Raw genomic sequence first — 813 nt, 5'->3', positions numbered from 1 at the left:
CGAAGTGGCGGCAAAGCCGCGCTATCGTTTCCGGCTTGAACAGCGTGGTGCTGTATTCCATGATGCAGGACAGGCCATGCGGAGCTTCCGTCACCTCCAGGCTCAGGTCGAACTTGCTGATGCCCGTTTCCAGCACGTAGGGCTGTACATTGCTGGCATGGATGATGGCATCGGTATTCTGCAGGACAAGCATGACCTGGAACAGCGGGGTGGTCGCCATGCTGCGCTGCGGCTTGACGGCATCGACGACTTTTTCGAATGGCGCGTCCTGGTGTTCGTAGGCTTCCAGGCAAGTATTTCTGACCTGTGCCAGCAGCGACAGGAAGTCTTGCTGACCGTCCACGTGCGTGCGCAAGGCCAGGGTATTGACGAACATGCCGATCAGGCCTTCTGTTTCTCCATACTGGCGGTTGGCAATCGGGCTGCCGACGCACAGGTCCGCCTGGCCGCTGTAGCGATACAGCAGGACATTGAAAGCGCTCAGCAGGACCATGAACAGCGTCACGCCGTGCTGCTCCGCCAGCATGTTCAATGCGCCGCTCAGTTCGGGGGGCAGACTGAACCTGTAGGTGGCGCCTGCATGGCTGTGTACGTTCGGGCGCGGGAAGTCCGTGAGCAGGTCGAGCTGGTCCGGTACGCCCGCCAGTTTTTTCTTCCAGTAATCCAGTTGCTGTTCCAGTGCCCCTTCTTCTTCCAGGCGCTTGCGCTGCCACACGCTGTAGTCGAGATACTGGATAGGCAGCACGGGCAGCCGTGCCGCTTCGCCGCGGCGCTGCGCATCCATGATCAGGCCCAGTTCCCGCACCAGTACGC

1 protein-coding gene is annotated in these 813 nt (G+C 60.6%); it reads right to left on the bottom strand.

Going from position 1 to position 813, the window contains the following annotated elements; genetic code table 11:
• Window positions 1–813: condensation domain-containing protein (locus GCN74_RS28210; RefSeq protein ID WP_226939277.1), on the bottom strand; the 813-nt coding region annotated here is incomplete at both ends.

Source organism: Janthinobacterium sp. FT14W (assembly GCF_009208755.1).
GTDB lineage: Bacteria > Pseudomonadota > Gammaproteobacteria > Burkholderiales > Burkholderiaceae_D > Janthinobacterium > Janthinobacterium violaceinigrum.
Note: the sequence above shows the minus strand (reverse complement) of the source record. Positions and strands in the feature narration are given on the sequence as shown.